We start from the raw sequence: 25,369 nt of genomic DNA, 5'->3' as shown, positions 1-25,369 counted from the left end.
ATAAAAAAGCCTCTCCGGTGAGAGGCTTTTTACGTTCTGACAGGAAACTCAGCCCCGTGCGTGTGCCGCGGCCTTTTCTATCTGTTCATCCGAAGGGCGTACACCGGTATACAGCACGAACTGCTCGACGGCCTGCAGTGTGGCGACTTCCGCACCGGTAATCACTTTCTTGCCGTGTTCGCGGCCGTAGCGGATCAGCGGTGTTTCTACCGGCAGCGCGACGACGTCAAAGACGATGCTGGCGCGGTCAATCACCGCCGGTTCAAAGGCCAGTGAATCCACTTCCGGCCCGCCCGCCATGCCGATTGGCGTGACATTCACCACCATATCCACGGCAACATCGCCGACTTCTGCTTTCCATTCATAACCGTATTCTTCCGCCAGCGCACGGCCGTTAGCTTCGTTGCGGGCAATGATGTAGCCCTTTTTGAAACCGGCATCACGAATGGCCGCGACCACGGCTTTGCCCATGCCGCCGCTGCCGCGCAGGGCGAAAACGGCATCACGCGGCACCTGATGGCTGTCGAGCAGTTTGGCGACCGCGATGTAATCCGTGTTGTAGGCGCGCAGGAAGCCGTCGTCATTGACGATGGTATTCACCGACTGAATGGCTGTCGCGGAAGGATCCAACTCATCGAGGAAAGGAATGCAGGCTTCCTTGAACGGCATCGAGACCGCGCAGCCGCGAATACCCAGTGCGCGTACGCCTTTCACCGCGGCTTCGATGTCTTGGGTGGAAAATGCTTTGTAGACGAAGTTCAGGTCTAATGCCTGATAAAGGCTGTTATGAAAACGGGTACCGAAATTGCCCGGACGACCGGAAAGGGACATACACAACTGCGTGTCTTTGTTAATTTCCCGACTCATTTCATTCTCCTTTTAAGATGTTCTTTATGACCTTACGGCCTCTTAATGAACCTTAGCTGAAACGATCCGCCCCGACAATCTGCCTCTGTCTCAAATCGGCTGTTATACTTAACAGATGCGTGAACACGGAGGCTGATATGAATTTGGACTTGTTTGATCACCCCGATTTTCACCCCAACTGGCGCGAAGAACTGTGCCCGGGCGCGGTGGTATTGCGCGGTGCGGCGCTGGCAGAGGATGTCGCATTGCTGGCGGAAATCGACCGGATCGCCGGGCTGGTGCCTTTTCAGTATCGCGCCACGCCGGGCGGTTATGCGATGTCGGTGGCAATGACCAATTGCGGTGATGTCGGTTGGGTGACGGACAGGGCGGGTTATCGCTACCAGGCCACCTCGCCGGAAAGTCATCAGCAATGGCCGCCGATGCCGGAATTGTTTCGTTCGCTTGCCGTGAGCGCGGCGGACCAGGCGGGTTTTGCAGGCTTCGAGCCGGATGCCTGTCTGATCAACCGCTATCAGCCGGGGGCGAAAATGAGCCTGCATCAGGACAAAGACGAGCACGATTTCGGCCAGCCGATCGTCTCTGTCTCTCTGGGCTTACCGGCGGTTTTCCAGTTTGGCGGCATGGAGCGCAGTGATAAAACCCAGCGTGTGCCGCTGATGCATGGCGATATTGTGGTGTGGGGCGGCCCGTCGCGGCTGCGTTATCACGGCGTATTGCCACTGAAAGCGGGCGAGCATCCGCTGACCGGATCGTACCGGTTTAATCTTACGTTCCGTAAAGCGACGTAATTCCGTGGGCATCAGGCCGTAAAGCACAGGACTTTGTCCGCATTCTGCTTTACACTGCCGCCCTGCAAAAAATGACATGTTGAATAAATAATTACTTAGGCGGTAAGCGATGAACGGCGTAATCACAACCTGGTTTGAAGATAAAGGTTTCGGTTTTATCAAAGATGAAAACGGCGATAACCGTTATTTCCACGTGATTAAAGTTGCAAACCCTGAGCTGATTAAAAAAGATGCGGCAGTCACCTTTGAGCCGACCACCAACAACAAAGGCCTTTCCGCCTTTGCGGTGAAAGTCGAGCCGGAGAGCAAATACATCTTTATTGCCGGTGAGCGTATCAAAATCACCAGCATCAAATCCTTCCTGGCGTTTAACGAAGAGGTTCCTGCTGAAACCAAAATCGACAAAGAAAACGCTGTGCTTTCCGTCGGATTGTTGATGAACCGTATCCGCCCGCAGGAAGAAGAAAAAAAAGCGGAGATGCGCACCATGAAAAAGTTGCTGATCACCACTTTCCAGAACAGCACCTATGTGTTCACTGAAGATGAAATTGACGTGGATGCCACCGTCAAGACGCTGAAAGCGCTGTAACATCCCTTCTCAAACCGGTGCACATCCGTGGCACCGGTTCTGCTTTCCCTTCTTTCTTAATACGTCACCGTGACCGTCACCATATCGCTGTAGTTACCTGCGGGCTGATTGCTTTGCGCCAGATTTACGGATGCGGTATACGGAAACGATTGTGAAGTGCCGGTGCCGGTCGCGCTGCTGTCGGTGGAAGCCGTCCATACCGTGCTGTCACCTTTAAATATCTGATATTGCAGATAACGGGTGGTGCCGCCGACGGTGGAGGCCATCTGCCGGTATTGTCCGGACACCGGCACGCTGCTGGTCAGGTTGACGGAATAGCTGGCGTTCAGGGTGCAGCGTACGCTGATAGTATTTGCCACCACTGTGGTCAGGCCGGAAGGCAGTGCAGCACTGCCGAAACCCACATTGGGCGCGCTGTCGATATAACAGAAATTGGTGACATTGAGCGTCAGGGCGACATTGCCCGACACGTTACCGGAGTCTGCGAGACACAGTAAGGTGCCGATAGCCACTGAACACATATTCCATGTCCATGAGATGGGAATGACATCGGTATAAGTGCCTGCGGCCAGATTGGAAATGGCGACCGGCCGGACGTAGAGAGGTAAGGTGCTGTTGGGGCCGGAAAACAAGCCGAGTAATCCCAGCGCCGTGGTGCTGCTCCAGCTGATGGTATCGCCCTGATTATAAACGGCACTGCAGCTGGCATCCTTGCACAGGCTGTAGGGTAAATACTGCCCCGTTGTCCCGCTGTAAAGTCTGGGCTGCGAATTGCTGGGATGCTGAGTCACGCCGATAAACGCGGTGATGGTATTGGTGCCTGCGATGTTAAGCAGCCCGCCAGTACAACTTAATCCGCTGCCCCCTGAGGTGATCAGCGGCGATGAACTGACTGCAAACGAGTTTTGTGTGCCCAGCGTAATGCTCCCGGGCGCCGTCGTGCATCCCGCTTTTGCCCACCACGTTGTACCCAGCAACAGCATCAGCAATAATCCGCGATGCATCTGCTGCCTGAAAATTCTCATGATTTATCTCCTGCCGTTGTTTTCGCTGTGCCGCCGGGGCATGTCAGCGGGCCGACCTGCTCAATGCTGTGACGGGCAGGGTTCAGGGTGAAACTGACCCGGCAAAGCGAATGATCTTCCGTCTGGATATTCAGCACGTTGTTTTCCTGTAAGTGCGAGAAGTACACCAGCCCGTCGTAACCGGTGACGGTGGTCTGTTCTGTGTTTTGTTCCGTGACCAGCGTGCCGGGTTTCAGCGGCTGTCCGGCGGCGTCATGCAGGGTGATATTGGCGGACAGCACTTTCTCGACGCTGAATTTCACCACCACGCCGCTGCCTTGTTTCACCGCGATGCGGTCATTGACGTTACTGGTGACCACGTCGGCGGGCAGCGGCAGGGTGTCGATTTCCACTTTGGCCGGATAATACGAACTGACGGTCGGGATCAGCAGGTGGCCGTTTTTATCGGTTTTGCCCATTTTCTGATTCTCGAACAGCACGGGAACATCCGCGTAATGATCGGTATCCACCACGATAAAGGCATCATTGATCTTATCCGACAGGAACCAGTCGTTCGCCATAAACACCACGGATCCGCTCAGATCTGCCCAGTGGGTGTAATCGCCCCGATTGCCGTAGAACCCACCCTGCAGGGTCGCGTAGCGGGATTTCCAGGTGGCGTCGGCCTGCTGATACGGATTGTTGCCGCCGCTGTAAGCCAGATTCCAGCCCAGACCGCCGTCGGTGGGCGTCGCCTTGCTGGCGCCGGTTTGCTCCTGATAATTACCCGCACTGTCGCGCTGTACGCCCGCATTCATATTGATGTTGGTGCCAATCGGAATGATGAACTGCAACTGCGCGCTGTAGCCGGTATCGCCCAGCGTTTTATTGAGGGATAAAAACATGCTGCTTTGTCCCCACAGCGAGCGGCTGTAAGAAAAATTCACCAGCCGCGTATGCGAATTGTCATAGGCTTCGACATCGTAATACCCGATGCCCATCGTGCCGTTAGCGTTCCCGAACGGCGACGTGCTGAACGTCACCTGATCTGCCTGACGGCTTAACCGCGTGTCGCTGGTGTAAGACGTGATGTCCTGATAACCCGCCGTGCGTTTTGAGCGCAGAGCAGACAGGCTGAATACCGTCGAATAGTAGGAATAGCCCAGCGTGTATTGGCTGCCGTCTTTTTTATCGGTCACGTTCTCGCCCCGCGCACGGTCGGCTTTACTCTGGCTGCCTGAAACACTCAGAGTGCCCCAGGTGCTGACCGCGATATCGGTGCCCAATCCGCCCAGCGCCAGACCCTGTACGATTTCGGAATGGCCGGACAGCGTCAGGTAATCGCTCAGCCCGTATCGGTAAATCCCGCTGAATGCGGCATCTGAGTAGTCGCCGTTGGTGACGCCATAATTGTTACGTACAGCCCCGAGCGAGAAATCGAAATCGCTGAGGCTTTTGCGCAGCAACGTGTTGGAAACGTAAAACGGCACGCTGGTCGAGACCTGACGTCCGACCGCATCGGTGGTCACGATCGTCGCTTCACCGGCGCCATTGATATACGGCACGTTGGTCAGGGTAAAAGGCCCGGAATTGAGGTTATTACTGCTGGCCTTGTAGCCGTTCAGAAACAAATCAACCGTGGTCGGTACCGCCGCCGTGCCGCTGTATTGCAGCAACGGGTAGGTCACCAGATCCGGACGCACGCCAAAGTTACGGCTGATACGCAGGCCGCCCATCCGCGCCGAATTACTCCACGTCAGGGAATCGCTGACGAAATCCCCGACCTGATAGCTGATCAGATTTTTCTCGTCGGTGAAACGCCAGAAGGTGTCGTAACGCAGATAACCGTCCTGCGTGGTCTGGCCGCCGTTGCTGTTGTCGGCGTTATCAATGTTGTAGCGGTAAGTGCCGGTATTGGTGACCAGTCCGAGGCTGCTGAATAACCGTTGCTCCATCCAGGTGGCGACAGACTTCGCACCGCCGGGCGGATCGGTGTAGTACGAATCATAGTTAAACAACAGGCCGGTGCTGCTTTGCGACGGCGTGTAATTCATCAGCGGATCGCCGCTGACATTCTGGTTCGGCAGCCAGGCATCTGGCACCGTTAACACCAGTTGCTGGGTGGCCGAATCGTATCTGGCTTTTACGTCCGGCAATTCGCCGACATTGATCAGCCCCTGCCGGCCATTAATGTGGATGTGATTCTTCGCCAGAACACCGGCTTCGACGAAGTAGGCGTTATTGCGATACGTCACCGGCACGACCTGATTATCCGTCTGACCATTGACCACAACCGACAGATAAAACATGGCGTCCGTGACCACTGGTGCCGCACGCGGGGCATCAGGCAGTGAAGAATATTCCTGCGCCTGTGCACTGAACGTACTCAGGCATATCAGGCACAGGCTTCTCCGGAAATAAAGCGGTCGCTGATGACCTTCCCGGAGAAGACGTCTGATTGTCATTCGTTGCGGCTCCTGCTGTTACTGGCCGCGTGGAATGACAATCGGTTGGGTGTTATCGGCAATCTGCGCATTGAGTTGCGCCCCTGGCGTCACACCTGCGGGCACTGGCCAGCGCATTTGTTGTCCCGGCAATACATAACCCATAAAGCCGCCCACCATGGTTTTTACGCCTTGTTTCTGGTTACCCGTCGCCGACCAGAAAACGTTACTCAGGCGTGCATGGACGAGGCCGGTATTACCCACCTGCAAATAGGTTTTCCCGCCCTCGGACACCGTACGCCAGTTGAGGATCGGACGCGTCGCCGTGGAAGGGTCGCGTTTGATATCCGCGCGATCGTTGGTCCACAAATTGCCGCCATCCATAAACAGCGGCAGTAAATAACGCATCTGCAATTGCAGACCGACGACCGCTTTGTCCTTCCCCTGCGCGGAGTCGTTCAGCGGAGAAGGGATTTCATCAATAATGATGCGATACGCCTGCTCGGTATTGGCCGGCACCGGCGTGTTGCGGATAAGCCTGATCAACTGACGCTGCCCCGGTGGCACGGTAGCAAATGGCGGGCTGGCGACCACGTTGGTCTGATCGGCATACTTCTCGTTAAAATTCTCCTGCTTCCAGGCCAGTACGCGCACCTGCAAGGACACCGGTTCTGCGCCACGGTTTTCCAGCCACAGGGCAGATCCGTTCTGATCAGATTCAATAATCTGATAGACCGGCCAGACCAGCACCGAACTGGCAGCCTGTGCGTTCACGCAAGACAGAAAGGCACCGAGCAATGCGGCGGTAGTGAAAAGGCGTAGAAACAGTGTCTTCATATTTTTATATCCTGATGATTCAATAAGTTAACGTGACAGTGACGGTGTCGGTATACGTCCCGGCGGAAGGCAGAGGGGTCACAGCGTATAAACGTGCATAAACCGGGTAGGTTTGCGAGGTATCCGGAAAACTGGGGATGGACATCACCAGCGCGCCATTGCCCCAGACCAGACTGCGGGCGGCATCGCGGAAAAGCTGGTAGCCCAGCAGATCGGTATTGGTGGTGTTTTGCATATAGCGGCGTGTGGCGGTGCCACCGTGAGTGCCGTAATCCATGGCAATACTGACGGAGGTACCCGGCGTGCAGGTGACGACCACGGAACCTGCGCCCGTGCTGCTGACAATATCGACGTTGCTGGTGATGTCCGACAGGGAGCCGAAGTTGAGGGTGCCGAGACTGGAGATCGGGCTGGCAAGCGAGCTGCCAAATACGCAGCCATTGGTGAGGGTCGCCGAAACGGTAAACGTCGTGGTTGCCGTGGCGGCACGCGCTGAACTGCACAATATCAGCAGCAATAACATCATCGGTAATAACACGGGCGGAAAACGCAGTCTGGCAGGCATCGTCACCTCTACCAGGATACGGTGACATTCACCGTATCCTGATAAACACCGGCGGCAGGGGTGGTCTGTGCCGGAACGCGGCCATAGACCGTGCTCCACTGATCCGCGCCGTTACCGGTGCCGCTGACGCCGGTGGTGTTGTCCCACACGGTGGTGCGTGCCGCCGAGGTGTAAAGGTTGTACTGCAGCGTCTCGGCGCTGTTGGTGGTATTGACCATTCTGCGGGCGGTAACCACACCGCTGCTGCCGCCATCCATGACAATTTTGTAGGTCAGCCCGCTCACACATTTTACGCGGATCGAACCCGCCAGTTGTGTGCTGGTAGCATTCACCGCGCTGCTGAGCGACGCATAATTGCCAAAATTCAGCGTACCGAAACGGGTGCTGCCGGACGTCGTGGTTCCCGCTTCACAGGCGGGCAGCAACGTGGCACTGATGCCTATTGTTGCCGCCTGACTCAGCGGAATGTGCAACTGCACCGACACCAGCAGGGTGGCAGGCAGTAGCCGCAGTACCTTGATGTCCATGATTTTTCCTTCCTTGAACCGAAAGCCAGTCAGAGCCGGAACCGGCGCTGAGGGAAAAACGCTTACCAGGAAAGAGTGGCAACAACGGTATCGTTATAGGTTCCTGCAGCCGGCGTGGTGCTGGTCTGGTCAGCAGGCAGCACACGACCGTAAATCGGGATATTTTGCGCCGTGGTCCCTGTTGTGAGCGTAATTGGCGTATTAATCGCGATTTCGGTGGTACGTGCGGTATCGGAATAGAGGCGGTAAGGAATACTGTTGCCGCTGGATGTCATGGAACGCAGCCCGCCGGTTGCCGCCAGTCCGCCGTTCAGTGACAGCGTCGGGGTCAGTCCTGTGCTACAGGCGATGGTGACGGCACCGGTGCCGTCAGCGCCGAATACGGTCCCGTTAATAACGCTGGTCAGATCCGCGTAGTTACCAAAATTCAGCGTACCCCACTGGTTGGTTCCCCCCGTTGATGTGCCGTTACCGACAGTACAACCTGTGCTGATGGTGAGCTGAACGCCTACCTGGCCTGTTAAGGTACCGGCGGCCTGTGCACCTGCGACTAAAGTCAGCGTCGCCGCAGAAAGCACGGCCAGTAATAATGATTTTTTTTCGCCCATGATGACTCCCAAAATAACTTACACGGATGTGTATTCATGCAACGGCGTTGCATGTGGAAATCCTCTGGTGGTTAATAGTTAACGCAAAAAAACGGCAAGAAAAGCCGGTAATAAACAGCGTGCAGGCCGGGTATTATGTTTTCCCTTCACAACGGAGCGGAGCCCTGACCTTATGTGCATGATGAAAAACGCAGTCATGGTTAAATATAAGTTAATAAATTTACCTTAAGGGACTCTTTTCATTATTTTTGTCAATAAGGATAAAAATTCTATAAATTACAAATTATAAAATTTTAATCCTGTTTATATTGATTTTTATTGGTTAATTATTGTGTTACCTAAACAAAAAGATGAAGGTGTTTAACATTTACTTTTGTATGGACATGGGTTTCTTTCCGCGATTGGTTAACAGTGCTACTGATGTTTACCGCGCAGCGCCAGCAACACCAGCAGCGCAGAGAACAGCGTAATCGCCATCAGACACAACAGTAAGGGATGCAATGAGACGGCATAAAGCTGCTGAAGCTGTGCCGTACTGGCTTGTGTAATAAGCTGCTGTGCCACGGTAAGATTACCGGTCGCCAGCCGTTGCGCCGCCTGGCTGATGGCCTCCGGACTGATCGCATCGCCGGTAAAGCGGGCCGCCAGTGCGTTGTGCGTTAACATCGACAGAATAGCGCCGACAATCGCCAGCGAGATGCCTTCTCCGGCCACGCGTGTGGTGCTGAAAATGCCGGTTGCCATGCCCGCCCGTTCTTTCGGCACGACGCTCACCGACAGTCCATCCATCAGCCCCCATGGCAAACCGGTACCGATGCCGACAACCACCATCGGCGCAATCATGCCTGTGACATCCTGCGCCAGCACCGCCTGACTGAGCCAGCCCAAACCGGCGGCGGCAATCACCAAACCTGATGTGCACAACACGCCTGCCGAAATCCAGCGCGTCAGCCACGCGGCCAGCAGTGGCACAATCAGCATCGGGACAGAAAGTGCCATCATCATCAGCCCGGCGCGTTCTTCGCTCAGTCCGGAGACCCCGATAAACAGCATCGGCAACACCACCAGCAGCACCACGAAACAGAAACCCGTCGCCAGCGGAAGTGCCTGCACACCGATAAAACGGATATAACGGAACAGGGATAAATCCAGCATCGGGTTTTTCACCCGCAGCTCAACAACCACAAATACCGCCAGCAACAGCGCCGCGCCTCCCAGCAGGGAAAGTACCCGTGTACTGTGCAGACCAGACTGTGGAATTTCCATCAGCGCCCAGGTCAGCAATGCCAGCATGGCGGTAAAGGACAGCGTCCCCGGCCAGTCGATGCCGGATGCCTGCGGATTCCGCGTTTCACGCATTTTTCCGGCGCCCGTTATCAGGGAAAGAACGGCAATCACCGTCGCGGAGAAAAACACCGAACGCCAGCCGAAGTTTGCGATAAGCACGCCTGCGAGAAAGGGGCCGAAGGCCAGTCCGATGCCAAAACTGCTGCCCATCAGGCTGAAAGCCCGGGTACGCGCTGCGCCATCGAATTCCTGCGCCAAAGCAGCCGCACCACCGGCCAGCGCACCGGCAGCAGCAATACCCTGCGCGGCGCGCAGTAAATCAATCCACAGCAAACTGCTGCTGAAAGCCTGGAGTAACGACAACAGCGCAAACAGAGAAACGCCGCTGACGAACACTTTTTTGCGCCCCAGTTCATCGGCCAGCGCCCCGGCCGCCATCAGAAAACAGCCGAATGTGAGCATGAACGAATTGGTGATCCAGCTCAGTGCCTGCGCGCTGCCGCCGAGTTCACGGGCAATGGCGGGTGTTGCCACCGCACCGCTGACAAAATTGAGCGGCAAAATTACCGCCGCCAGACACACGGTAAATAGCACCTGCAGGCTGCCTGATGAAGATGAGGTCATTGTTCGCTTTCCTGATATTGGGGTATAACAGTGATGATAAATTGTCTTGAATATGGCGGAAACAGGCTTTAAGTCCGAGGATTGCGGACTAAATCGCTCGAATAAACAGGAGTGAAAATGGAAAATCTCAACGGCCTGCTGGCCTTTGTTCGCGCTGCCCAAAGTCAGAGTTTTGCCGCAGCAGCGGAGCGCATGGGCATTTCGGCCTCGGCGGTGGGGAAAAGCGTGGCGCGCCTTGAGGAAAAACTCAGTGTGCGACTCTTCAACCGCAGTACGCGGCGTATCAGCCTGACCGATGAGGGCCAGCTATTTTTTGAACGCTGCCAGCATATTGTTTCGCAACTGGAAGAGGCAGAACAGGAACTGGTACGGATCTCCGCTGTGCCGCGCGGCAAATTACGCATCACCGCGCCGGCTATCGGCTATCGCATACTGCTGCCGCATTTGCCGGAATTCCGTCAGCGTTATCCCGATGTTGAGCTGGATCTGGATTTCAGTGATCGCATGGTGGATGTCATTGATGAAGGATTTGATATCGCCATCCGCAGCGGCGAACTGAACAGTTCGCAGATGATGTCGCGCCGCCTCGGGCCGTTTCGTTTTGCGATTGTCGGCGCGCCACATTATTTCGCCAGGCATCCTGCGCCGCTTACGCCTGACGACCTTTATCAGCACGCTTGTCTGCGCTACCGCTTTCCGGGCAACGGACAATGGCAGGAATGGGAGATGACCAGCGTGACGCCGCCGGAACTGCCGCTGGCACTGAGCAGTAATAATCTGGAGTCGATTTTACAGGCGACGATACAGGGACTGGGGCTGGCGTATGTGCCGGAATTCATCGTGCGGCCATATCTTGAATCCGGTGAGCTTATTTCGGTACTGCCTGCGTATTTAAAAGAAGGCGGGAAGTTTTCGGTGGTCTGGCCGAGCAGCCGCCATATGCTGCCAAAAGTGCGGGTGTTTATTGATTTTCTGACCGAAAAACAGGTCCTGGGAGATATCACAACCGCATAAAAAACGGGGCACAAGGCCCCGTGAGATGTTTTAACGCGTATCAGAACATGTCACCAAGAGATCAGATTTGCTTCCACTGTGACCATTCGCCGGTAAATTCGGCTTTGCCCGGCTGATTGCCCTGCGTCCAGTAGTTGGCCTGGTAGTCTTTACCGTTCAGGCTGACTTTGTCGCCGGTGTTGTACACTTTGCTGGCATCCCAGGTGGCATATTTGCCTGCCGGAGAAGGCGTTGGTGTAGGTTCTGGCGTTGGCACAGGCGTTGGCACAGGCGTTGGCTCAGGGGTCGGCTCCGGTGTCGGTTCCGGTGTTGGCTCTGGCTCAACGGCTGCGTTACCCAGCACTGTTACCACGATGCTTTTCGATACCGATTTTTCACCGTGTTCATCGGTGACTACCAGTGTGAAGTTGAAGTCAGATTTACTGACCAGCTCTGGTGCGGTGAAGTCTGCGGAGACCGCATCGTACGAGGACAGTGCGATGGCGGCTGGTGCAGTCCATTTGTAGGTGAGTTTATCGTTGTCTTTATCGGCAGAACCTGCCGCGCTCAGACGCACTTTGGCACCGCTGAACACCTGCAGGGCAATATCACCGGTAGGCGCAGTATTGGTTTCTGAAGGGACTTCATCTTCCGGAACCTGACCGTCGATATTGACACCTTCAAAGTAGAAAGGCGCCATATCGATAACCTGATTCTGGATAGTACAACCCAGACCTTCGCGTGCCGCATTGACCAGCAGACCGTTGTCCTGATCGATAGTCCAGGTGAACAGTGCGCCCAGTCCTTTTTCAACCACATAACGGCCTTTTTCACGCACGGTACGTGGGGTATCAATGGACATGAAAATGCCGGTGTCTTTGTTATAAAGATAATCAGCATCAGCGACCTGATCGGTATACACCTGGAAGCCATTGCGTCCTGACTGATTTTCCAGATCCAGGTAGTTATTCACCATGTCGTACCATTCGGTGGTACCGCTTTCGAATGTACCGACGGTGGTTTTACCTTCAACAGGAGTATAGGTACCTTCTAAAGGAGAATAGCTTTCCAGTACCGCATTTTGCGCGTTACGGGAATAGGCCGCATAGCCGACATTCATGCGGTCAGCCGGGAACCCTTTCGACAGCAGATAGTTAATGATGGTGTCAATGCCCCAGCCGCCTTCAACCAATGCATGTAAATTGGTGTGATGCGACAATTTTTCTGCCCACGGCGTACCGAAAAAGTCATAGGTCATCAGGTTAACGCCGTACAGACCGGCTTCAAGCAGGGCCGGAACGTTGGATTTTTCCAAAATAGTGACCACGGCGGAGCTGGCAATACTGATTTTTACATCAGAACGTTTGATGGCGGCCATCTGTTTGGTGATTTCAGCAATCAGCAGCGCATAGTTCGCGCCATCATTATCATCATACGGGTTGTTATTCCCGGTGTTGCCCGGGTATTCCCAGTCGATATCCACTTCGCTGAACATCGGGAAACGGGTGAACAGACTGGCAATACTTTTCGCGAAGATGGTACGACTTTCTGCGGTTTTTGCCATATTGTGGAAGCCGTTACTTAACGTCCAGCCACCAATACTCATCGAAAGCACCAGATCATGACCCACTGCTTTGGCGCGTTTTTGCAGGTCACGTAAGCCACCGACCAGACCTTTTACATTGGCTTGCGTCGCGGTGGCCGGAGAAAGTTCCACCCAGCCCGGATTGTCCAGGTTGTTATTGACGGAGGAGCCAAAGTCACCCCACGGATCCAGGAACGTCGCCTGATGGGTGGTTTTACCCAGTTGTTGTGCGGCATTGGCCACGGTATTGGCTTTTTCACCCTGGTCGCCAACAATCCCAACGAAACCAAGGATGATTTTGTCGTAAGCAGTCGGTGGAATGTTTGCGAGGTCAAAACCACGGCCGCGGGCTTCTTTGCCTGCCTGCGAATTCTGCAGACGGCCATCATATTGTGACCAGTCGGTGTAATAGCCAAATACTTTTGGCTTATTCGCCGTATTGTATTTGTTATAAACCGGTTTCGTCACACGTGCCGACGTATAGCTGTAATTTTCAGTTTCTGTGGCTGGATTAAAACCGTCCAGAGTATAAGAGGACTGGGTTAACTCGTCGGTCTTAATGATTTTGCTGGTAGACATAGTATTTTCCTAAATTTTGAATGAGTACATAAACAGCCGGTTGCTGCTGGTGGATATATTCGATCCGGAAATAAAAACCGACAAATCATATTGAGATATAAATAAAATTGACTAATATAAAATTTATGGTTGTTTTTTGAACGGAGAAATTTAGCGGGTTTTATCGTCATCAATAATCACGTTGATGATAAAAAGACATATCACAAATTAATCATAAAAAGCATTGATTTTCAGCTTGTTGAATGCTTTCTGCATGTTGAGTGAGAATTAAGTGGTTTTTGAGTTTTACTTAATATCCCCCCGTTTTTTTTGATTCAGTCACATCTTAACTAAAATACTTAATATTAATCCTATTGCCTGTGGTGAAAATAATAAAAACAGATACGCTTAATCATCAGCAAAGATTAAGGGGCAGGCACAAATGGCTGAAATAATGGAGGAGAGAGGATGATGGCTGTATATCTTATAAATGGCGAATATGTCTTTAATGAAAAAACCAAGGAGTTTAAAAAACTTCACAGTGATGTGAATATTAAACTGACTTCAATGAGATCACGTTGCCTGAGTTATATTATTGAACATGCAAAAGATGAAGTGATCGAAAAAGAGGCCATCTCTGTCGCGTTATGGGGAAGCCGCAGTAAATTCACCAGCGATGCCAGTTTGACCCAGACCCTTTATTTAATCCGCCGCGATCTTAAATTTGCCGGGCTGGATGAATTCTTCATTACTGTGCCGAAATCAGGCATTCGTGTCAGTACCTCGGCCACTGTGGAAGTCATGGAAGAGAAGGTATCACCGGTTAAGAACCTCAGACCGTGGATACTGATGTTTGGTTTTTTGGTGTCGGTACTGTTAATCGGTACCGCGTTGTTTCTGACGTTTCAACTTTAACTGTTGTCCGGAGGAAGACCTTATGTTTACTAACCCTGTGATTAATTCCGTACTGAAAAACGAAGGTGGCTATGTAGACCACCCGAATGATACCGGTGGCCCGACGCATTGGGGTATCACCGAAAAAACGGCCCGCAGTTATGGCTATACCGGAAAAATGACCGATTTCACGAAAGAAGATGCTTATCTGATCCTTGAAAAGAATTACTGGTATCAGCCGGGATTCGACAAAGTGTATGCCATTGCGCCAGGTCTGGCGCTGGAACTGTGCGACACCGGCACCAACATGGGACCGGCAGTGGGTATCCGATGGTTGCAGCGCTGGCTGAATGTATTTAATCACGGTGAAGCATATTATGGTGATATCGTCGTGGACGGCAAAATCGGCCCCGGTACGCTAAAGGCGTTAACACAGTTCATTGAGAAGCGTGGCACCGAGGGAGCGGGCGTGTTAATCACTTCTATTAATTGCAGTCAGGGGCAACGTTACCTGGAGTTGGCAGAAGGGCGTAGTGCGAATGAGTCGTTTGTTTACGGCTGGATGAAGGGGCGGATAACGCTTTAAATATGCTCGGGATATGTGATTAATACGTACGCAACTCAAAACGCTTCACAATATTAAAGGTGGATTTTTATGAAAACTGAATGCATAAAGAGCTGTATTATTTATTTCGAAGCAAACGCCCCCTTTATCTGGAGAGTAAATAATGAACGAGTCAAGTACAATTAACTTTGATTACAATCTTATCAAGATAATGAATGAAGTGATTGTTTCTGGGAATATTTCAAAAGCAGCAGAAAATCTGAATCTTACACCTTCTGCAGTAAGCTTATCGATAAATAAGCTCAGACGACATCTGGGTGAAGAACTGTTTTACCGCACGGCCACGGGTCTGAAACCCACCGCCACTGCGCTGGATATCCATGATTCTTTTGTCAACGCCATTACGATTATTGAAGATGTTTTACAGTCCTCAAGAACCGAAGGGCCATCGGGTGCCATATTGCGGGTAATGTGTCCGGATGTTCTGGAGGACTATTATTTTAACCGGATGTATAAGAACGAAAGTGGAAAGTCAGTAAAGGTCGAATTTTCTAATTCAACGAATATTAAGAGTGATGAAATGGTAAGGAGTTTGTTACAGGCAAATATCGATGTTGTTATTTCGCATCATGCTCTGAATCATGAGAAAATCACCTCAATAAAAATTGATGCCATGGATGAGTTTGTTATCCTGTGCGGTGCCAGCAGTTTATTGTCCAACCAGAGAGAACTGGCGTTAATGCATTACTACGCATTACCTCACGCTGTCTATAACGACGGTATTTATAATGATTTTACCGGTCTTCTCGGCACGACGTTGACGATTAATGCACCTTACGCGGGTCTGGTTAAAGTCATTTACCGCTCTTCTTCCATCAACGGTATCATCAGCGCGCTCGAACGCAGTGATATGCTCACTGTGTTACCCAGGGTGCTGGCGGATTACTTTATCAGGGAGCGGCATTGCAAGTTAAAGTGCTTTGATCTACCTAAAGAAATTTCAATAAAGGACTCTCCGGTCTACATGAATTACCTTTCAAACAGCAGTAAGCGACGCTATGTTCATCTGGTGATGTCACAGCTGAAAAGCGCGGAATCAATATGAAGGATGTGGCAAGAAATGTGGTTAACGTGATTTAAGAGAGTGTTTGTTTATTTTTTAATGATTTTTTTTTAATAAAAAATCAGCGCCGGATTATCAAAATTAATTATTGAACTGAAGTGATTATGGCTTTGATGATGGCCGGATTATCATTGTCGCAGTTATCTCAATCTTTATTAGTTAATCTATGAGGTTTTTCGTCATGATCAGTCTTCATGCTAACGAAGTTGTGTTTATATAATTTGAGTTATTAGTTTCTATATTAGTTATGTCATCCTGGGGTGGCCTGGTGCGATTTATCATGCGCTGCAAAAGTAAGCCCACTGTGGAGGATGTTTATAAATGTTTTACGCAAATCGTTGTGTCGTGTTTCACAGGTTTCCTGCTAAGCATCGTTTTCATCGAAAGGGATATGGGTTTTAACATGATCCTGATGACCTCCGGTATAGGCGGTGTGTTAGGCGGGCCACTATTAATTCTGGCAGGGGACCGGGTGAAGAAATTGGCGGGAACTTTTACACTGGCCCAACGGTAAACAACTTTATTCACTAAGTATTCAAAGTTTGTTCATAAGTATGTGGACTGATTCCGGGTGATCAGTCCGCATTTTTTATTGTTCTTCGAATAAATTTATAAGTGGTTTTTAATAAATATCATCCGTTTTTTATGATGTTTATGGCTTTGTTTTTATTAGCCTGTATGCGCTTATGCGATTAGCCTTTTGACTGACAGGGCAGGGGGCAGTACAGAAACTCTGACCGGTTAATGTTATGCAGAAATAATTTTCAGCATTTAACTTCGACTATTTATATAAGGTTGTCCTTATGCGCAGAACTAAAGATAAATACCTTTTGAATCTTATTACACTCTCCTGTCTGATGGCCTGTGTTGCTCCGGCAATGGCAGCCGATACGTCGGATCCCTATGTCATCAAAGAAAGTGATCTGATTAAAAAAGAAAACAGCCTGACTCAAAACCCGCTGATGCAGGAGGTTAAGGCGTCTATCCGCACACTGGATAATGCTTCCGTCGATAAAATCGCTCCCGGCCGCAGCGATAACCCGGCTAACGTGAAGCGGGTGGACAGCATTCTGGGCAGTGATAAGTGGGAACACATTTTCCCGCTGCGTGACCCGAGCTATACCTACACCAAATTCCTGCAGGCCATCGGCAAGTTCCCGGCCGTGTGCGGAACGTATACCGACGGACGTGATTCGGATGCCATTTGCCGTAAAGGCCTTGCCACCATGTTTGCACACTTCGCACAGGAAACCGGCGGCCACGAGAGCTGGCGCCCGGAAGCCGAATGGCGTCAGGGGCTGGTCTATCTGCGAGAAATGGGCTGGAAAGAAGGGCAGAAAGGCGGCTATAACGGCGAATGTAATCCGAATGTCTGGCAGGGACAAACCTGGCCTTGCGGCAAAGATGCCGACGGCGATTTTGTCAGCTACTTCGGTCGCGGTGCCAAACAACTTTCTTATAACTATAACTACGGCCCGTTCTCCGATGCGATGTTCGGCACGGTCAGAACCCTGCTGGATAAACCGGAACTGGTGGCGGATACCTGGCTGAACCTTGCCAGTGCGGTATTCTTCTACGTCACGCCGCAGGCACCGAAGCCGAGCATGCTGCATGTGATCGACGGCACCTGGCAGCCGAACGATCGTGACAAAGCCAACGGTCTGGTGCCGGGATTCGGCGTGACTATTCAGATCATCAATGGCGGTGTTGAGTGCGGTGGCTCGCAGGAAATCGCGCAGGGCCTGAACCGTATCTCCTACTACAAAAGCGAAGCGGAATACCTGAAAGTGCCGGTTCCGGCTAATGAAGTGCTGGGCTGTAAAAACATGAAACAGTTTGATGAAGGTGGCGCCGGTGCGCTGCCGCAGTACTGGGAACAGGACTGGGGATGGTCATCAGAAACGCCAACTGGCCTGACGTATTCCTGTCAGTTGGTCGGTTATCAGACGCCGTTCTCCGCGTTCAAAGAGGGCGATTACAAACGCTGCGTCCAGCACTTCTTTAACGTGAAAGTGGTCGATGATGCCGGTAAAGAAGAAGCGGTGACACCTGCTCCTGAACCGACGCCAGCACCAACACCGGAACCGACACCAGCCCCGGCTGACGGCAATTCAGCGCCGGTGGCAAAACTCTCCGGTCCGATTGGTGATGTGGAAAGCCAGGCGAATGTGACGCTCAATGCAGCAGAATCTACCGACGCTGACGGCGATAAACTGACCTACAGCTGGTTGCTGCCGAACGGGTCCACCCTCGCCGGTCACGATCGTGAATCGCTGAGTTTTGTCGCACCCGTGGTCACCGCTAAGCAAAGCTTCAACTTTACCCTCACCGTGTCCGATGGGAAGAAAAGCAGTGTGGCCACCTACGTGCTGACGGTCACACCGAAGGTATTGCCGATCCCTGATGAAGGCACCAGCACCGGCTGCGCTGACAACTGGGATGCCGGTAAAGTGTATAACGGCGGAGAAAGTGTTAACTGGAAAGGTAAGGAGTATCTCGCGAATTACTGGACTCAGAACAATGAGCCAGGTAACCCGTCGTTCACTGGCGAATGGTCACAGTGGAAAGAGATCAAAGCCTGTAAGTAACATGTAAGTCATTAACAAATCAATGGCAAGTCCGGTTTCCGTTCATCGGGGAAAACTAAAATGGGTGCGATTTCCGCGCCCATTTTTTTCATCCCTGCTGGCCGCGTTTGTCCAGCCATCTCCCCGTTTCACCCAGTGCTTCATCAAGATTTTCGCGACCAAAACCGATACGCAGAAAATCTTCCGACACCCTGTTCAGTTCTGATGCGTAGGCGACAGAAGGGATCACCATCACACCGGCCTCTTCCACCAGTTGTGTGGCAAAGGCTTCTGCGCCTTGCTCACCGGTAAAACGTGGGAACGCCAGCACACCGGCTTTCGGCACGCTGAGCCTGAACAGGTGCGGGTATTGCGCCAGAAATTGAGTCAGTGTTACGAGCTGGCGGCGCGAGCGTTCCATCACCCGTTCAAGGATCGGTGCGCGGGCATTGAGTGCCACCGTGGTGAGAAACTCGCCGGGCATGGAATTACAGATCGACAGATACTGCTTCATGCGCTCGAGTTCCCGCATCCACGCTTTATCCTGGCAGGCCACCCAGCCGATGCGCAGCCCCGGTAATCCGTAAGCTTTGGAGGTCACGTTCAGCGAAATGCCACGTTCGTAAATATCCGCCAGTTGCGGCAGCCGGTCTGCCGGATCAAACTCTGTCAGCCGGTACACTTCGTCCGAGAAAATCCAGATCCCGCGATCGCGGCATAACCCGATCAGTTCGTCGAGTTGCTGACGGCTAATCAGCGCGCCGGTCGGATTGTGCGGAAAGTTAATCACCAGCACTTTGGTATTGGCGCGCAATGCGTCACGGACTTGATTAGTATCCAGCGCCCAGTCGTTATTTTCATCAAGCGCCACGCCGGTGACGTCACACAGCGATAACGGCACGCTTTCCAGCGACTGATAATTTGGGGTGATCACTACGGCGTGATCGCCGGATTTGAGCAACATCTGAAAACTGGCGTAAATCGCTTCGTCGGCACCGGCAAAACTGATGACGTCCTGCGCGGTGACATTTTTATAGGTCGAGGCGATGGCGTCGAGCAGTTCCGGCGTTCCGCGCAGTGGCGGATAATCCAGCATGGTCTGCATGAACGGCGCGCGGTGTTCTTTCCCTGCCAGTTCAAATAACGTATCCAGGCTCATCGATTCAGGATAGGAAGAGGACAGCGGAAAACGCACAGCGTGTTCGAGGCGCGAGAGATAGCTGATTAAACGGAAATCTTCAGGAAAAGCCATGATATACCTGCGATAAGAAGTCAGAGCATTTGAAAATAAAAAGTTTAGCGGCGGTGGCCTTGCGCAAAGCGGCGCTCAAGGCGGCTTTGCAGCAGTTCCAGCACGATCGACATAATCCAGTAGATCGCAGCAGCGGTCGCCAGCATTTCCATATAACGGTAGGTGCTGCGCCCGTAGGATTGCGCCAGAAAATTCAGCTCCCACAGCCCCATCAGTGACACCAGAGACGAATCTTTCAGCATCGAAATAAACATCGACCCGGCGGGCGGGATAATGATGCGCAATGCCTGCGGCGCGGTGACGTGAACGGCCACCGTCCAGCGTGACACGCCGAGCGCCAGCGCGGCTTCCTGCTGACCGCGCGGCACCGAGAGCACGCCGCTGCGGATAGTTTCCGCCAGATACGCGCCGTAGTTCATCGACAGAGCGATAATGCCCGAGCTGAGCGCCCCGAGCACAATTCCCACCTGCGGCAGCGCCAGATAGATAATCAGCACCTGCACCAGCAGCGGCGTGCCGCGAAACAGCGAGGCGTAAAACGTCGCACAACCAAACGCCAGCGCATTTTCAGACATCCGGCCGAGCGCGGTTATCAGGCCAATCAGCAGACAGAAAAACATCGAGCAGGCGGTGATCATTATGGTCAGCGCCGCGCCCTGAATAAAGCCGTCCGGCGACAGGCGCAGGCCAAGCAGGAACGGCAATTTCTGCCCAATCAGGCTCCAGTCCAGCCCCATTTTGCTGAACGCGCCGAGCAGCAGGCTGAGCAAAATCAGCCACGTCAGCCCGGTTTTAAATTTAAACGCATGTGCGTGGTGCCAGCGCTCCGGCGTTTCCACTTTCGGCTGGCTGTCCGGGATTTGTGGCATTACGGTACCTCGTGGGTAATATCTTCACCCAGCCAGTGCTGAGAGATTTTCGCCAGCGTGCCATCGTCGCGCAGCGATTTGATGGTATCGGCCACTTTCTTGTCCCATTCGGCGTCACCTTTGTCGGTGGCTACCCAGTTCGGTTCAGCATAAAGCTCGGTGACAATTTTAAACACCGGCGCACGTTTGATGCGGGCATTCGCGGTGGCTAAATCTGACACCACGCCGTCGAGGCGCACACCCGGCCCGAGCGCCAGATTCTGGAACGCCACTTCTTCGTCGCTAGGGATCACGTGTACGTTATTGAACGGGAATGTGATGGGTTTGCTGCCCGGGATCACCAGCGTTTTTTGCAGATAGGTTTCGTAGGTTGAACCAATGCCGACGCCAATCTTTTTATTGCTCAGATCGGCCGCCGATTTAATGCGGTCGTCTTTCTTATTGACCACTAAGACCGCCGGAGAGTTGTAATACGGCGTCGGAAAATCCAGTACTTTGGCGCGCTCGGTGTTTGGCGTCATCGAGCAGATACAGGTATCCCAGCGACCCTGCCATTTGCCGCCGACAATCGTTTCCCAGCCCGGTGCGATGATTTCAAGTTTTACGCCCATGCGCTGCGCCACCGCTTTCGCCACATCCACGTCAAAACCGGCCAGTTGGTTATTATCATCAATAAAACCAAACGGCGGGTAATCGTTAACGATCGCATTGCGCAGCACACCGGTTTGGGTCACGCGATCCAGCGTCGCACCGGCAAATGAGGCAGCAGAAAACAGTGTGGCGGCAAGGAGAGTCACAGCTACAAACGGAGTGCGCATAAATGGAGTTCCTTAAACGTAACCAGAATGGGAATTTATTGTGAAAACCTACACTAACTTTTAGACGTATAGAAGTCTAAATTAAACCTTTTCTGACTTACAGTGAACTCTGCGGGAAATCCTCCCAATGACAGCGCATTACTTCAACCCGGTGTTAACTCAGTAATCCCGCCCCGACGTTAATCGACAACCCTAAAATCGCCAGATTAAAGACAAAGGAAATGACCGACTGCAACAGGGCAATCTGGCGCATATCGGTGGTGCCGGTCGCGACGTCGGCGGTTTGTGAGGCGACGGCGATGGTGAAGGAGAAATAGAGAAAATCCCAGTAGCCGGGCTGCTCAGGCTTTTCCGGGAAGATCATCGGCGTGATGTCTTTTGTCTGCCGCAGATAGTGATGATGCGCGTAATGCATGGCGAAAGAGGTCGGCAGCAGCGCCCACGAGGCAATCAGCGTAGTCGCGGTCAGCAAGATATGCAGGGTTTTTGCGCTTCCCGTCAGCGCCTTAAGCGAGCCGAGTTCCATCAGGATCGCCAGAATGCTCACCAGACAGGTGAGCGTGACCAGCGTCAGCACCAGACTGGCGCTTTCATCCTGCGTCTTAGCGATGTGCGGGATATCCTTCGCTTCGGTGCGAAGCATGCGAAACCACAGAAAAAACAGGTACATCCATGCCAGCACATTCCAGCCAATCATCAGCCGCTGCAAAATTCCCAGATGCGGGGGAAGCGCGAAGAAGCAAATCAGACCAGCAACAATAGAAATCAGTAAACGGCCACGAACGTGCAGATAATGGCGCAGAGAGAAACTCATGATGTCAGGCACCTGGTAAAAGAAACGGGGATAGATTAACTGTAGTCGCCGGGGGCAATATCCGGCGTGCAGACTTATGCGCAATTTCTTCCAATACCCCGCCGCAGGGGAGTGTTTAAGTAGTTTCTCTCCATTGCGCTCAAGGGTTTGAAACTATGTTTACGACATCATTTTGGCCAGCCGCCCCGGCATATCAGGTATCCATGATGGATCTGGATGCCCCGGAAAATTTAAGTCCTAAAGCTTTGCAAACGATTCATTATTGCCTGCGTCTGACCGAAGCCATCAACCAGCTGGAAGCGGCCTGTGAAAGCCGTTTGCTGGATGCCCTGCGTGAAGAGATGTCGATTCAGTGTTTCCGTTTAGCGCCGCTGTTTGATGATCCCGATACCCGGCGCGGACTGTTTTTACGGGCGGAAATGCTGGCAGATGACAGTTGCGGAAAAACGGTATTACCGCAAATTGCTGGCCTGAAGGAACAGCAACTGGTGCTGGGCATCGGTAACACGTCCACCTGGGTGGGAAAATCCAAACAGAGTTTTTATTCGTCGTGGTTTGGTGAACCTGCCCCGGTTTTGCAGGAAGTTTCCGACGTGATGGACAGCCTGTTTCCGGAAAGCTTACTGTATCTGCAAAAGGAAATCGCCGCCGATTTACTGGCGATGCCAGGCTGCGCATACAAAATTATCAACCTCTTTGGCATTGCCGGTGAAGCCAATACCTATCCCAAACATTTTGCCTATTTCTTCCCGGAAGACGAGGGGCTGAAGTATTCGCCGGTCAAACGCACCGTGGTGTTTGCCAATACGTATCAGCAATTGTTCGAGCTGTTTTCACGTACCGAAGCCGCCAAAATGGGCTGGGCCGAAGACATGCTGCCAGACAGTGATGTGTGCCAGCGTTATCTGATTGCCTGGTTCCGCGGGCACGACCTCGGGCATTCTCTGGTGCGTAACGAGAACGTCTTTCCGAAACTCAGCAAAATTGATCGCTGGGGATCGATGATAGTGCAGGAAGCGCTGGCCGATCAGTTTGGTTTGCTGATGTGCCTCACGCCGCAGGTGGCCACCGGTTTGCAGCTCGACCGGACCGTGCTGGCGCGGATCTATTTCCTCGAAATGTTGCGCTATCTGCGCCGCGGCCCGTCAAGTTATCCGGATGCTGGTGCGGCCTGGATCCAGTTCAACTATCTGCGCGAACACGGTTGCATTGAGCTGTCGGCGGAGACGCTTGATTTCCATCCGGCGCTGTTTTACCCGCAAATGGCCGATCTGACCCGCCTGATGAGCGAAGCGCTGCTGGGGGGCGATGCGGAGCGTGCGCAGGCGTTCATGCTGCAACATTGTCCGCACACTAATCCGGAAGATGTCGAAATCCTGATGGCACGCCTCGGTACAACCAATGACATGATTGAATACAACCAGTTAATTAAGAGAGTCCCGTTATGATGCCGTTTTCAAATGGATTTTTACTCAGCCTGTCGCTGTGTCTGGACATTGGGATTGCTAATATCGCCATGATGACACTGGCGATGCAGCGGGGGTATTTTCATGGATTCTGGCTGGGCATCGGCACCTGCATCGGCGACTTAATTTACGCGGTGCTGGCGCTGGCCGGGATGACCATTTTGCTGCAATACCAGAGTGTGCGCTGGGTGCTGTGGGTCGGCGGTTCACTGATGCTGATGTGGTTTACCTACAAAATGATCCGCGCCGCGCTCGCGCCTGCTGAGGATCTGAGCGCCGGTGACAGCGCGCAGCCACGTTCTGTTATTCGGAATTTTGGTCGCGGCATCGTACTGGCGATGTCTTCACCCACCGCTATTTTGTGGTTTGCCGCCGTCGGCGGGGCACTGATCTCCCGCATGGGGCAGGGAAGCACGGCGAATGCCTCGTGGTTCCTGGGCGGCTTCTTTATTGCAGGTGTGTTCTGGACGATGGTGATCTGTTCCGTCGGCAGCCTTGGCGGAAAAATGCTGGGCGCCAAAATGCTGAAATATTCGTATGTAGCCTCAGCGGCGATCTTCTCTTACTTTGCGCTGTATGTGGTGATCAGCGGTTATCGGGAGTTCATCTTGGTATAAGTACCTGCGACGCGTGAAGTGACTGCGAATAAAGATGGGGAGTGATCCCCATCATCTTACGGAACGTATTGATGAAATGGCTTTGATCATAAAAGCCCAGCCCTATCGCCACATCCAGCGCATTATTATTTTTACGCAGCTGATTTCTGGCCTCGAGCAAACGCAGTTGCATATGGTATTGCAGCGGCGGCATGCCGATGTGCTGGCGGAACAGGCGGACAAAGTGAAACTTGCTCAGTCCGCTGATTTGCGCCAGCGTATCGAGATGGATTTTGCGGGTCAGATGGTCGCGCATAAAATCGAGCGCCAGCGTAATCGGCCGCAAAGACTGTTCCTGCTCTCTGGCGGGTTCTTCCAGCAATGCCCCCAGCAGCCACAACAAATTTTGTTCCTGATCGTCGTCGTTCAGCGTGCGTTTGTAATGGCACAGTGCCGAAAACAGCGCGGGATTACTCAGCACGCCTTCGGTTAACACCGGCGCGCAGTGATCGGAACGCAGATTGTGATCGACCGACACCTGACGCAGTAAAGCCTGCGGAATATGCACGCTGAGAAATTCGACCTTGTCGTTACCGAACAGCGACGACTGAACGGTGACCGGGTTGTAAATCGTGATATCGCCGCCGCGCACAAGTTCGGTTTTGCCGTGCAGCCAGATTTCTTCCGTACCGGTCAGATTGGCACTGATGACATATTCGTCGTGAGTATGACGCGGAAATGAAGAATTGCTCGCTGTCAGGTGCGAGCATTCAATCTCATTAGCCATCGTCCATTCAGAAATAGAAAGAGACACGTTGCACTCCGAAAATCTTTGCTGTGCGGAAAAGAGGCTACATTGGTTTTTCTTATATGAAATTTATAGCACAAATTGTTAACCACAAAAGCGAGGAAAATTCATCTCTCATCGCAACAGGCCAAATTTTCAGATTTTGCCCATTCGCCAATCCGGGCAGCGGGACCCGGCGGAATGTTGTATGAATGTTGATTAATAGCCGCAGTCGTTATTTTCACCCACGCGCTGCCGATATTTGATAACGGCAATAACGGGGAATTCATTTTTGTTTTACAGGATAAAAACAATTAGCAAAACCACCGGCAAACGACT

At 52.6% G+C, this 25,369-nt stretch carries 24 protein-coding genes; 10 read left to right on the top strand and 14 right to left on the bottom strand.

The window, feature by feature from the left end:
• Positions 1 to 48: 48 nt before the first annotated feature.
• Complete coding sequence (locus tag GW591_RS13080) at positions 49 to 867, bottom strand: shikimate 5-dehydrogenase (protein ID WP_013576922.1); 819 nt, start codon at positions 865 to 867, stop codon at positions 49 to 51.
• Between the two features lie 137 nt (positions 868 to 1,004).
• Here GW591_RS13080 and alkB point away from each other — a divergent pair, with 137 nt between their 5' ends.
• Both alkB and GW591_RS13070 read left to right on the top strand, forming a co-directional pair.
• Positions 1,005 to 1,658 carry a DNA oxidative demethylase AlkB gene (gene alkB, locus GW591_RS13075; protein WP_119262082.1) on the top strand — a complete coding sequence of 218 codons (654 nt, stop codon included), beginning with the start codon at positions 1,005 to 1,007 and terminating at the stop codon, positions 1,656 to 1,658.
• A gap of 109 nt (positions 1,659 to 1,767) precedes the next feature.
• Positions 1,768 to 2,247: a cold-shock protein gene (locus GW591_RS13070; protein ID WP_013576920.1), complete on the top strand. Its 480-nt coding sequence runs from the start codon at positions 1,768 to 1,770 to the stop codon at positions 2,245 to 2,247.
• A 56-nt stretch (positions 2,248 to 2,303) separates the two neighbouring features.
• Here GW591_RS13070 and GW591_RS13065 read toward each other — a convergent pair whose 3' ends face one another.
• The 7 genes from GW591_RS13065 to GW591_RS13035 form a co-directional block, all read right to left on the bottom strand.
• The gene (locus GW591_RS13065; protein ID WP_013576919.1) at positions 2,304 to 3,272 is read right to left on the bottom strand and encodes a Csu type fimbrial protein; all 969 of its coding nucleotides are present in this window, start codon (positions 3,270 to 3,272) and stop codon (positions 2,304 to 2,306) included.
• Entirely contained in the window at positions 3,269 to 5,716 is a 2,448-nt protein-coding gene (locus tag GW591_RS13060; protein ID WP_121019722.1) for a fimbria/pilus outer membrane usher protein, read from the bottom strand. Before GW591_RS13060 ends, GW591_RS13065 begins: the two co-directional genes overlap by 4 nt.
• 18 nt (positions 5,717 to 5,734) lie before the next feature.
• A complete protein-coding gene (locus GW591_RS13055; RefSeq protein ID WP_013576917.1) occupies positions 5,735 to 6,532 on the bottom strand; it encodes a fimbrial biogenesis chaperone in 798 nt (265 codons plus the stop codon).
• 19 nt (positions 6,533 to 6,551) lie between these two features.
• Positions 6,552 to 7,097: a Csu type fimbrial protein gene (locus tag GW591_RS13050; RefSeq protein ID WP_013576916.1), complete on the bottom strand. Its 546-nt coding sequence runs from the start codon at positions 7,095 to 7,097 to the stop codon at positions 6,552 to 6,554.
• An 8-nt stretch (positions 7,098 to 7,105) separates the two neighbouring features.
• Positions 7,106 to 7,624: a Csu type fimbrial protein gene (locus GW591_RS13045; protein WP_013576915.1), complete on the bottom strand. Its 519-nt coding sequence runs from the start codon at positions 7,622 to 7,624 to the stop codon at positions 7,106 to 7,108.
• A 62-nt stretch (positions 7,625 to 7,686) separates the two neighbouring features.
• On the bottom strand, positions 7,687 to 8,232 hold the full coding sequence (locus tag GW591_RS13040) for a Csu type fimbrial protein (protein WP_013576914.1): 546 nt from the start codon (positions 8,230 to 8,232) through the stop codon (positions 7,687 to 7,689).
• 414 nt (positions 8,233 to 8,646) lie between these two features.
• Positions 8,647 to 10,143, bottom strand: a complete 1,497-nt coding sequence (locus GW591_RS13035; RefSeq protein WP_013576913.1) for an MFS transporter — start codon at positions 10,141 to 10,143, stop codon at positions 8,647 to 8,649.
• 117 nt (positions 10,144 to 10,260) lie between these two features.
• Here GW591_RS13035 and GW591_RS13030 point away from each other — a divergent pair, with 117 nt between their 5' ends.
• On the top strand, positions 10,261 to 11,157 hold the full coding sequence (locus tag GW591_RS13030) for a LysR substrate-binding domain-containing protein (RefSeq protein ID WP_015690392.1): 897 nt from the start codon (positions 10,261 to 10,263) through the stop codon (positions 11,155 to 11,157).
• A gap of 61 nt (positions 11,158 to 11,218) precedes the next feature.
• On the opposite strand, the gene GW591_RS13025 is transcribed toward GW591_RS13030, so the two are convergent.
• Positions 11,219 to 13,300 carry a glycosyl hydrolase family 18 protein gene (locus tag GW591_RS13025; protein WP_166860775.1) on the bottom strand — a complete coding sequence of 694 codons (2,082 nt, stop codon included), beginning with the start codon at positions 13,298 to 13,300 and terminating at the stop codon, positions 11,219 to 11,221.
• 447 nt (positions 13,301 to 13,747) lie between these two features.
• Between GW591_RS13025 and GW591_RS13020 the strand changes: the two genes are divergently transcribed.
• The 5 genes from GW591_RS13020 (at position 13,748) to GW591_RS13000 (ending at position 18,449) form a co-directional block, all read left to right on the top strand.
• Entirely contained in the window at positions 13,748 to 14,194 is a 447-nt protein-coding gene (locus tag GW591_RS13020) for a winged helix-turn-helix domain-containing protein (protein ID WP_112197481.1), read from the top strand.
• Between the two features lie 22 nt (positions 14,195 to 14,216).
• Positions 14,217 to 14,759 carry a glycoside hydrolase family 108 protein gene (locus GW591_RS13015; protein ID WP_015690389.1) on the top strand — a complete coding sequence of 181 codons (543 nt, stop codon included), beginning with the start codon at positions 14,217 to 14,219 and terminating at the stop codon, positions 14,757 to 14,759.
• Positions 14,760 to 14,901: 142 nt separating this feature from the next.
• Positions 14,902 to 15,843, top strand: coding sequence for a LysR family transcriptional regulator (locus GW591_RS13010; protein ID WP_013576908.1), 942 nt, complete (start codon positions 14,902 to 14,904; stop codon positions 15,841 to 15,843).
• A 265-nt stretch (positions 15,844 to 16,108) separates the two neighbouring features.
• Complete coding sequence (locus GW591_RS24235; protein ID WP_013576907.1) at positions 16,109 to 16,375, top strand: phage holin family protein; 267 nt, start codon at positions 16,109 to 16,111, stop codon at positions 16,373 to 16,375.
• A gap of 289 nt (positions 16,376 to 16,664) precedes the next feature.
• Positions 16,665 to 18,449, top strand: a complete 1,785-nt coding sequence (locus GW591_RS13000) for a chitinase (RefSeq protein WP_015690387.1) — start codon at positions 16,665 to 16,667, stop codon at positions 18,447 to 18,449.
• 88 nt (positions 18,450 to 18,537) lie between these two features.
• Here the strand turns inward: GW591_RS13000 and GW591_RS12995 are convergent, their stop codons facing one another.
• From GW591_RS12995 to GW591_RS12980, 4 genes are all read right to left on the bottom strand, one after another.
• Complete coding sequence (locus GW591_RS12995; protein ID WP_013576905.1) at positions 18,538 to 19,680, bottom strand: aminotransferase class I/II-fold pyridoxal phosphate-dependent enzyme; 1,143 nt, start codon at positions 19,678 to 19,680, stop codon at positions 18,538 to 18,540.
• A gap of 44 nt (positions 19,681 to 19,724) precedes the next feature.
• Positions 19,725 to 20,549 (bottom strand): amino acid ABC transporter permease, encoded by an 825-nt coding sequence (locus GW591_RS12990; RefSeq protein WP_037033345.1) that lies wholly within the window; start codon positions 20,547 to 20,549, stop codon positions 19,725 to 19,727.
• A complete protein-coding gene (locus tag GW591_RS12985) occupies positions 20,549 to 21,367 on the bottom strand; it encodes a transporter substrate-binding domain-containing protein (protein ID WP_126125126.1) in 819 nt (272 codons plus the stop codon). Before GW591_RS12985 ends, GW591_RS12990 begins: the two co-directional genes overlap by 1 nt.
• A gap of 154 nt (positions 21,368 to 21,521) precedes the next feature.
• Positions 21,522 to 22,181, bottom strand: a complete 660-nt coding sequence (locus GW591_RS12980; protein ID WP_013576902.1) for a DUF1345 domain-containing protein — start codon at positions 22,179 to 22,181, stop codon at positions 21,522 to 21,524.
• Between the two features lie 155 nt (positions 22,182 to 22,336).
• Here GW591_RS12980 and GW591_RS12975 point away from each other — a divergent pair, with 155 nt between their 5' ends.
• Both GW591_RS12975 and GW591_RS12970 read left to right on the top strand, forming a co-directional pair.
• Positions 22,337 to 23,629 (top strand): hypothetical protein, encoded by a 1,293-nt coding sequence (locus tag GW591_RS12975; RefSeq protein ID WP_013576901.1) that lies wholly within the window; start codon positions 22,337 to 22,339, stop codon positions 23,627 to 23,629.
• Positions 23,626 to 24,264 (top strand): LysE family transporter, encoded by a 639-nt coding sequence (locus tag GW591_RS12970; protein WP_166860773.1) that lies wholly within the window; start codon positions 23,626 to 23,628, stop codon positions 24,262 to 24,264. Before GW591_RS12975 ends, GW591_RS12970 begins: the two co-directional genes overlap by 4 nt.
• On the opposite strand, the gene GW591_RS12965 is transcribed toward GW591_RS12970, so the two are convergent.
• Positions 24,251 to 25,057, bottom strand: a complete 807-nt coding sequence (locus GW591_RS12965; protein ID WP_166860771.1) for a helix-turn-helix transcriptional regulator — start codon at positions 25,055 to 25,057, stop codon at positions 24,251 to 24,253. The two genes, GW591_RS12970 and GW591_RS12965, sit on opposite strands and share 14 nt — an antisense overlap.
• Positions 25,058 to 25,369 lie beyond the last annotated feature (312 nt).

It is taken from the genome of Rahnella aceris (genome assembly GCF_011684115.1).
Lineage (GTDB): Bacteria > Pseudomonadota > Gammaproteobacteria > Enterobacterales > Enterobacteriaceae > Rahnella > Rahnella aceris.
Note: the sequence above shows the minus strand (reverse complement) of the source record. Positions and strands in the feature narration are given on the sequence as shown.